The following is a 7,956-nucleotide window of genomic DNA, read 5'->3' as shown; positions in this document are numbered from 1 at the left end:
CACCATTTCTTAGCTCCTTGTCTACATTTTGAACAAAGCTAAGAACTCCCATTTCTAGGGGCAACTTCAGCTTTTCTATTGCCGCCAACCGCAGGTTGGTGGGGGATGGTCGATGCAGCACGGTAAACTTTGCCGCTTTTCTTTTATATGGCGCGGCTGCAAGGGTTGTTCTGGACAATCTGGCCGCGTTGTTCAGCCCCCGTTGCCCTTTGATTTGCCATGCTTGAGCGTATTGCTGCCTCTCTCCCCTCGCTTGCACCTGCCGAACAGCGGGTGGCCCAGTTGGTGCTGGATGATCCGGCGGCGTTTGCGCGGTTGCCGGTGCGCACCTTGGCGGAATTGGCGCGGGTGAGCAAGCCGACGGTGGTGCGCTTTTGCCGCAGCATGGGCTATGACGGGCTGGCCGATTTGAAGCTCAAGCTGGTGGGCAGCGTTAGCGAGGGGGTGCCGTTTGTGCACCGCAGCGTGGATGTGGATGACAAGGCGGGCGATGTGCTGGTCAAAGTGGTGGACAACTCGGTGGCCGCTTTTTTGGAGTACCGCAATGCGGCTGCGCCCAAGGCGCTGGAGGCGGCCGCCCAGGCGATTTTGCAAACTTGGCGTCAGCACCAGCGCATTGTGTTTTTTGGAGCGGGCAATTCGGGCATGGTGGCCGATGATGCGCAGCACAAATTCTTCCGCTTGGGGCTGACCAGCATGAGCTGCAGTGATGGCCACGTGCAGCTGATGAATGCGGCCTTGCTGCGCCGGGGCGATTGCGCGGTGGTGATTTCTAACTCGGGGCTGACGCGGGACTTGATCGCGGCGGCGGAATTGGCCCGCCAGGCGGGGGCGACGACGATTGCCATTACGGCCAGCAATTCGCCTTTGGCCAAAGCCTGCGCCATCCATTTGGCGGCCGATCACCCGGAGGGCTACGACTTGTACAGCCCGATGGTTTCGCGCTTGCTGCATTTGCTCATCATTGATGTGCTGGCCACCTGTGTGGCGCTGCAAATTGGCCCCAGCGTGCAGCAAAACTCAAAAATCATTAAGCAGTTGTTGCGCAGCAAGCGCTATGAGCAGTAGTTAAAAAAGAGAGCTGTCTGCGCTTGTTTTGTATTGGTTTAATGGGCTAAATGCCTATAAATCAATGTGGTTAAAGCGCCAACAGCTCTTTTTATAGGGCTTTATTGCGCTGCAGCGCGCCGTTGGCGCACGGCGGCGGCCAATTGTTCCAGCACCGGGATGGTTTGCTCCAGGCTGATGCAGGCATCGGTCAGCGATACGCCGTAGGCCAGCTCCTGCCCGTCCACGATGTCTTGGCGGCCTTCGCGCAGGTGGCTTTCGATCATTACGCCGGTGATGCGCGCATCGCCCCCGGCGATTTGTGTGGCCACGTCGGCGGCCACGTCGATCTGGCGGCGGTGTTGTTTGCTGCTGTTGGCGTGCGACAGGTCAATCATGACCTGCGGGCGCAGGCCAGATTTTTCCAGCAGCGCGCAGGCGGCTTGCACGTCGGCGGCGCTGTAGTTGGGCACTTTGCCGCCGCGCAGGATGACGTGGCAGTCGCGGTTGCCGCGTGTCTCGAAAATGGCGCTTTGCCCCATCTTGGTCATGCCCATGAAGGCGTGCGGTGCCTGGGCGGCCAAGATGGCATCGGCCGCTACTTTCAGGCCGCCATCGGTGCCATTTTTAAAGCCGACCGGGCAGGACAGGCCGCTGGCCAATTGGCGGTGGCTTTGGCTTTCGGTGGTGCGGGCCCCGATGGCACCCCAGCTGACCAGGTCACTGATGAATTGGGGCGAGAGCAGGTCCAAAAACTCGGTGCCCACCGGCAAGCCCAGCGCCAGCACCTCCAGCAGCAGGCGCCGCGCCATCTCCAGCCCTTCGTTCATGGCGAAGCTGTCGTCGCGGTGCGGGTCGTTGATGTAGCCCTTCCAGCCGACGGTGGTGCGCGGTTTTTCAAAATAGACGCGCATGACGATGAGCAGTTCGCCCTGGAGCGCCTGGGCCTGCGCCTGCAGCTGGCGGGCATAGTCCATGGCCTGCTCGTGGTCGTGGATGGAGCAGGGGCCAACGACGACGATCAGCCGGTCATCCTGCCCATGCAGGATGTTGGCAATGGCGCGGCGGCTGGTTTCGACCAGCTCCAGCGCCTGCGCGGTGGCGGGCAGCCACTCTTGCAGCAAGGCTGGTGTGATCAAGGGGCGCACGGCTTTGATGCGCGTGTCGTCAATGCGGGTGGTGTCCAGGGTGGCGGGGATTGCCGCTGCTTTATGGGGGGGGACAGAAGCGGTCATACAACCTCGTGCAAGGGAAAGAACATACCGCCGATTGTCCACGACCCCTTCTGCGTTTTCCGCGTGTTCTTGGGGGCTTTGCCACAAATGTGTGGCCCTGGGGGCCGCACTGGCGGGTTTACCAATAGGGACAATGGTTGCCAGCGGTATAAAAATTTCTGCACTGCTTTCGTTGTATCGATAGCCAATTTTGGAGCCAGCATCATGTTTCATAGTCTGCGTGCCCGCCTGATCGGTATCTGCGTTGCCATCACCACGGTATCCCTGCTGGCCTTGGCGCTAACCACTTTTTTTTCGGTGCGCGACGATGCCCAGCAGTCGCTGGACCAGCGCATCGGCCAGCTCACCCATCTGCACGCCTCCGAACTGACCGAATGGGTGCGCGAAAAGCAGCGCATCACCAGCTCCATCTAGCAGGCCGTGGGCAAAGACGAACCCGTGCCCTTCCTGCTGGCGGCCAAGCAAGCCGGGGATTTTGACGATGCCTACTTCGTCTATGCCCACGGCCCGCACGTCTTTCCCCACCCCATGCCGGATGGCTACGTCGGCACCGCACGCCCCTGGTACAAGGAAGCTGCCGCCGCTAACAAGGCCGTCGTGACCGCGCCCTACGTGGACGCCACCACCGGCAAGCTGACCATCACCTTCGCCGAGCCAATCTCCGAGTCCGGCACGCTCACCGCCATCGTCGGCACCGACATGCACCTGGACAGCGTGACCCGCAAGGTCAATAGCATCTAGGCCACAGACAAGAGCTTTGCCTTCCTGCTCGATGGCCAGGGCAGCATCCTGGCCTACGCCAATGCCGAGCTGGTGCTGAAACCCGCCACCGCCATCGCCCCGGCGCTGACGACATCGCTCATGGCAGGGCTGGCCCAATCCGGGGGCCACACCGAAGTGGACGTGAGCGGCGCCACGCAGCTCGTTTACGCTGCCCGCGTCGAGGGCACGCCCTGGATGCTGGGCATCGCCGTGGACGAGGCCGATGCCCAGTCCGCCCTGCGCGAGTTGCTGCAGCTTCAGGTGCTGATTACCCTGGCCTGCATCGTGGCGGCCGCCGTCTTGCTGCCCACCAGTGTGGCCCGCCTGCTGCGCCGCCTGCCCCTGGTGCGCGATGCCCTGGCCGACATCGCCAGCGGCGAAGGCGACCTGACCCGCCGCATGGACGCCACCGGCAAGGACGAACTGGCGCAGATCGCCCTTGCCTTCAACCAGTTTGCGGACAAGATTGCCGCCGTGCTGCTGCAAATTCGCGTTGCGGCGGAAAACGTGCGCCTGGCCACCACCGAGATTGCGGCAGGCAACCGCGACCTGTCCGAGCGCACTGAGCAACAAGCCAGCAGCTTGGAAGAAACTGCCGCCGCCATGGAAGAACTGACCGCTACCGTGCAGCAAAACGCCAGCAATGCCCAGCAAGCGCGGCAATTGGCGCACGCAGCCTCAGACGTTGCGGCCCACGGCGGGGAGGTCGTCGGCCAGGTGGTGCAGACCATGGGCGGCATTGAGGCCGCATCGCGCAAGATTGAGGCCATCATCAGCGTGATTGACGGTATCGCCTTTCAGACCAATATCTTGGCGCTGAACGCTGCCGTCGAAGCCGCCCGGGCGGGCGAACAAGGTCGGGGTTTTGCCGTCGTCGCCAGCGAAGTGCGCACCCTGGCCGGGCGCAGCGCCGAGGCCGCCAAAGAGATCAAAGGGCTGATTGAAGACTCTGTCACGCAGGTGGCCAGCGGCAGCCGCCAGGTGCAAGAGGCCGGGGCCACCATGGCCCAGGTGGTGGACAGCATCCGCCAGGTGAACACCGTCGTGGCCGAGATCAGCAGCGCCAGCCAAGAGCAAAGCACTGGCATTGCCGAGGTGGGCACCGCCATCACCCACATGGACCAGGCCACGCAGCAAAACGCGGCCCTGGTGGAAGAGGCGACAGCCGCCGCCCAGTCGCTGCAGCAGCAGGCGCACAGCCTGGCAGACGTGGTGGCGGGCTTTAAGCTGCCGCAGTCCCTGGTGTCGCCTCGATAAAACCAAAAGATGAAAACTTTTTTTCACGCCCCGTCGTTGGCCATGCTGTGCTGCGCAATGGTGCTGGGCGGCTGTACCACCCAGCCCGCAGCCGCCCCCGCCGCGCCGCCCAGCTCGCCCACCGCTGGCATGGCCAACCCTGCAGCGCAATACTGCATCGCCCAAGGCGGCACGCTGAAAATCGTGCGTGGGGCGGGCGGGGAATATGGGGTGTGCCATCTTGCCGACGGCGTGGTGATGGACGAGTGGGCGCTGTTTTACCGCGATCATCCACAAAAACAATAGCTGCTTGCGCTTACTCTATAACGAGTTGATTGCCTATTGTTGTCTCATAGTGAGTGGCTAAGCGCCGACGCTGCTTCAAAACAGCCTTGTCCTTGCTGATGAGCAGCGCCCGGTGCTGGGCCGCTAGATCCAGAAAGTGCTGGTCGTCCGGGTCGGTGCAGGTAAAGCGCACCTTGGGCGCGGTGGGCACGCACTGCACGGCGGCATCGAAAGCGGCCAGCACGCCCGCCGCTGTTTTTTCGTAAAAGGCCACGCGCGGGGCGACCTTGCTGTAACTGAGCACGCGGCCCAGCTCAGTGCGTTGGGCTTCGTCGGTAATCCAGCGCAGCTGGCCTTGGGCCAGCAATTGGCGGATGGGGGGCACCAGCGGGTCGTCAAACACCAATAAATCGAGCACCACATTGGTGTCCAGCACCACCGGGCGCGGCTGGGGGCCGGGGTAGTCGGCATTGCAGTGCGGCCAGCGCAAAAGAATTTTCATGCGCCGCTGCCCGGCACGCTGCTGTCGCCTGGTGCGTCTTTGCGGGGCTTGTGCGTGCCGGCCACCACGTCAAAGCGGAACAGGCGGCATTCGATCGGGCCGTTCCACAGCGGCGTGCGGCGCGATTCTTTGAAGCGCATTTTGCCGGGCAGCTTCAGGTCGGGGGTGAGCATCCAGGCGCTCCAGCCGCTGAAGTTTTTCTTCCAGTGGCTGGCCAGTTGGCTGAAAAATTCCACACCATCTTCGGTCTGGGCGCTTTCGCGGCCCATGCGTTCTACCGCGTCCATGCGCTGCGCGGCATTGCGGCCAAAGCTGCCGGCGGCGGCAATGCGCTCGCCATAGGGCGGGTTCAGCAGCAGCACGCCGGGTTGCGCGCAGGGGGGCATGCGCTGCAGGGCATCGCCGCCGCGCAGCTCAATGGTGTCCAGCACGCCGGCGCGTTCGGCATTGCGCTGGGCAAAGTCCACCATGCGGTGCGAGATGTCAGAGCCATAGATGGGCACCGGGCTGGTGTCCAGAATCTGCGCCTCGGCCTCGTCGAGCATGCCTTCCCAGACGTGGCGCTGAAAGGGGATGAGCTTTTCAAACGCAAAGCGGCGCAGGATGCCGGCCGGAATGCGCCGGGCGATCTGCGCCGCCTCGATCACCACCGTGCCGCTGCCGCAGCAGGGGTCGTACAGCGGCTGGGGGTGGTCGCCGTGCGGGTTCCAGCCGGTGGCGGCGATCATGGCGGCGGCCAGGGTTTCTTTCAGTGGGGCATCGCCCGTGTCTTCGCGCCAACCGCGTTTGAACAGGGCTTCGCCCGAGGTGTCGATGTACAGCGTGGCCGTGTCGGTGGTCAGGTGCAGGTGGATGCGCACGTCCGGGTGGTGCGTTTCCACGCTGGGACGCACGCCACCGCGCTTGGCACGAAAGCGGTCGGCCACGGCATCTTTCACGCGCAGGGCGGCAAAGTTCAGGCTGGTCAGCGGGCTGTGCTGGGCGGTGACCTCGACTTTGAAGGTGCGCTGCGGGTCAAACCACACTTCCCAGGACACTTGGCTGGCGGCGCGGTACAGGTCGTTTTCGTTGCGGTAGTCCTGCAGCGCCAGCTCAATCAGCACGCGCTGGGCCAGGCGGCTGTGCAGATTGAGCTGCAGCACATCGCGCCAAGCACCGCGCACCATGACACCGCCCCGGCCCACGAGCAAATCCTGCCCGCTGGCACCGGTAATGGTGTGGACCTCATCGGCCAAAAAATCTTCCACGCCAGCGGCGCAGGGCAAAAATAAATGCAGTTGGTTCATAAGTGGTGCGAAGGATAGCGCCGCGTCGTTGGCAAGAGCGTTGGCGGGCTTTAAACCGTTTTGCGCAAACTGGTGGCCGGGATGTTCAGCGCCTCGCGGTACTTGGCGACGGTGCGGCGGGCGCATTCGATGCCTTGGGCGGCCAGAAGGTCGGCGATTTTGGCATCAGACAGGGGTTTTTTGGGGTTTTCTGCCGCAATGAGCTGGGCAATGACCGTTTGCACGGCGGTGCTGGAGGTGCTGCCGCCGGTATCGGTTTGCACGCCCGAGCTAAAAAAGTAGCTGAATTCAAAGGTGCCTTGCGGCGTGGCCATGTATTTGCCATTGACGGTGCGGCTGATGGTGGAGGTGTGCAAGTCCAGGGCCTGCGCCACTTCGCGCAGCACCAAGGGGCGCATGGCGACGGGGCCGTGTTTGAAAAACCCCGCTTGCTCCTGCACGATGGCCTGGGCGACGCGCAAGATGGTGTCAAAGCGCTGGGCGAGGTTTTTCACGTACCAGCGCGCCTCTTGCAGCTGGCTGTGCAGGCCGGCGTAGCTGGCATGGCTGCGCTGCCCGCGCAGGGCCTGGGCGTAGAGGGCGTGGACGTTCAGGCGCGGCAGCACTTCGGGGTTGAGCTGCACCTGCAGGCCCTGGCCGCTGGGGCGCACCAGTACGTCGGGGATGAGGCGTGCCTGGGCAATGGCGGCAAAGCGCCGGGCGGGGTTGGGTTCGAGTTGGCCAATCCAGCGCAGGGCCAGGGCGATGCGCTCCGGGGGGGCGGCGCAGTGCTGGGCCAGGGTGCGCACATCTTTGCGGGCCAGCAGGGGCAGTGGCTGCTCGCACAGTGCCAGGGCCAGCTGGTACAGGGCGTGGTCGGCATGGGCCGGTTGCGCTTCTTGCGCCCAGGCGTGGCGCAGTTGCAGGCGCAGGCATTCGGCCACGTTGCGGGCACCGATGCCGGCGGGCTCCATGCTTTGCAGCAGGCCCAAGGCCAGCTGCAGGTGGTGCATGAGGGTTTGGCGGGTTTCTGCCGCGCTGGGGGTTTCGGCTTCTGTGGCTACCTCGGGCAGCAGGGCGTGCGCCAGTTCGGGCAGGTCGCCATCGAGGTAGCCGTTGTCCAGCAGGTTGCCGATCAAAAACTCGAGCGCAGCCCGTTCGGCCGGGGCCAGGCGCAGGTTGCTGGCTTGTTCTTGCAAATGCGCTTGCAAGCTGGGGGCGCTGGCGGTGAAGTCGTGGGGCAGGGCCTGTTCGCTGTCGGCGTTGGCGGGCGCGGGGCCGGGGGGTGCATCGTCCCAATCGAAGGCGGAGAGGGAGTCGCCCTCCCAACTGAGTGCTTCTAATTCAGGAGCTTCTTGCGCGCTTTCTGATTGGTTATCAGGGGTATTAAATTCTGAATCGCTGGATATATCAGCGCTTACAGCTTCTTTTTCAGGAGTGGATGGGGCGGTGGCCTCGGCCTCTTCCAATTCTAAAAAAGGGTTGTCCAACACCCGTTGCTGCACTTCTTGCTGCAGCTCCAGGCTGGACAGCTGCAGCAGGCGCAGGGCTTGCTGCAATTGCGGGGTCAGCTGCAGCTGGATGCCGGGGCGAATCGAGAGATGCGGTGCGGCCCCGACCATGG

General features: G+C 63.5%; 6 protein-coding genes and 1 pseudogene. 3 read left to right on the top strand and 4 right to left on the bottom strand.

Going from position 1 to position 7,956, the window contains the following annotated elements:
• Nucleotides 1–219 precede the first annotated feature (219 nt).
• Nucleotides 220–1,068, top strand: coding sequence for a MurR/RpiR family transcriptional regulator (locus tag ACFO24_RS05555; RefSeq protein ID WP_207576100.1), 849 nt, complete (start codon nucleotides 220–222; stop codon nucleotides 1,066–1,068).
• A 101-nt stretch (nucleotides 1,069–1,169) separates the two neighbouring features.
• Here the strand turns inward: ACFO24_RS05555 and ACFO24_RS05550 are convergent, their stop codons facing one another.
• Nucleotides 1,170–2,282, bottom strand: coding sequence for a 3-deoxy-7-phosphoheptulonate synthase (locus tag ACFO24_RS05550; RefSeq protein ID WP_207576099.1), 1,113 nt, complete (start codon nucleotides 2,280–2,282; stop codon nucleotides 1,170–1,172).
• 204 nt (nucleotides 2,283–2,486) lie between these two features.
• On the opposite strand from ACFO24_RS05550, the pseudogene ACFO24_RS05545 reads away from it, so the two are divergent.
• Nucleotides 2,487–4,301: pseudogene (locus tag ACFO24_RS05545) on the top strand (methyl-accepting chemotaxis protein).
• A gap of 9 nt (nucleotides 4,302–4,310) precedes the next feature.
• Complete coding sequence (locus tag ACFO24_RS05540) at nucleotides 4,311–4,586, top strand: putative hemolysin (RefSeq protein ID WP_377737314.1); 276 nt, start codon at nucleotides 4,311–4,313, stop codon at nucleotides 4,584–4,586.
• Between the two features lie 10 nt (nucleotides 4,587–4,596).
• Here ACFO24_RS05540 and ACFO24_RS05535 read toward each other — a convergent pair whose 3' ends face one another.
• Genes ACFO24_RS05535 through rpoN form a run of 3 tightly spaced genes read right to left on the bottom strand, consistent with a single transcriptional unit; the run spans nucleotide 4,597 to nucleotide 7,954 of the window.
• On the bottom strand, nucleotides 4,597–5,067 hold the full coding sequence (locus tag ACFO24_RS05535; protein WP_377737313.1) for a putative toxin-antitoxin system toxin component, PIN family: 471 nt from the start codon (nucleotides 5,065–5,067) through the stop codon (nucleotides 4,597–4,599).
• Nucleotides 5,064–6,353 (bottom strand): THUMP domain-containing class I SAM-dependent RNA methyltransferase, encoded by a 1,290-nt coding sequence (locus tag ACFO24_RS05530; protein WP_377737312.1) that lies wholly within the window; start codon nucleotides 6,351–6,353, stop codon nucleotides 5,064–5,066. Before ACFO24_RS05530 ends, ACFO24_RS05535 begins: the two co-directional genes overlap by 4 nt.
• 50 nt (nucleotides 6,354–6,403) lie before the next feature.
• Nucleotides 6,404–7,954 (bottom strand): RNA polymerase factor sigma-54, encoded by a 1,551-nt coding sequence (gene rpoN / locus ACFO24_RS05525; RefSeq protein WP_377737310.1) that lies wholly within the window; start codon nucleotides 7,952–7,954, stop codon nucleotides 6,404–6,406.
• Nucleotides 7,955–7,956: the final 2 nt, after the last annotated feature.

The organism is Comamonas denitrificans, assembly GCF_042654745.1.
Classification (GTDB): Bacteria; Pseudomonadota; Gammaproteobacteria; order Burkholderiales; family Burkholderiaceae_C; genus Comamonas; species Comamonas denitrificans.
The sequence above is the reverse complement of the archived record's forward strand: the minus strand, read 5'-3'. Positions and strand labels throughout refer to the sequence as shown.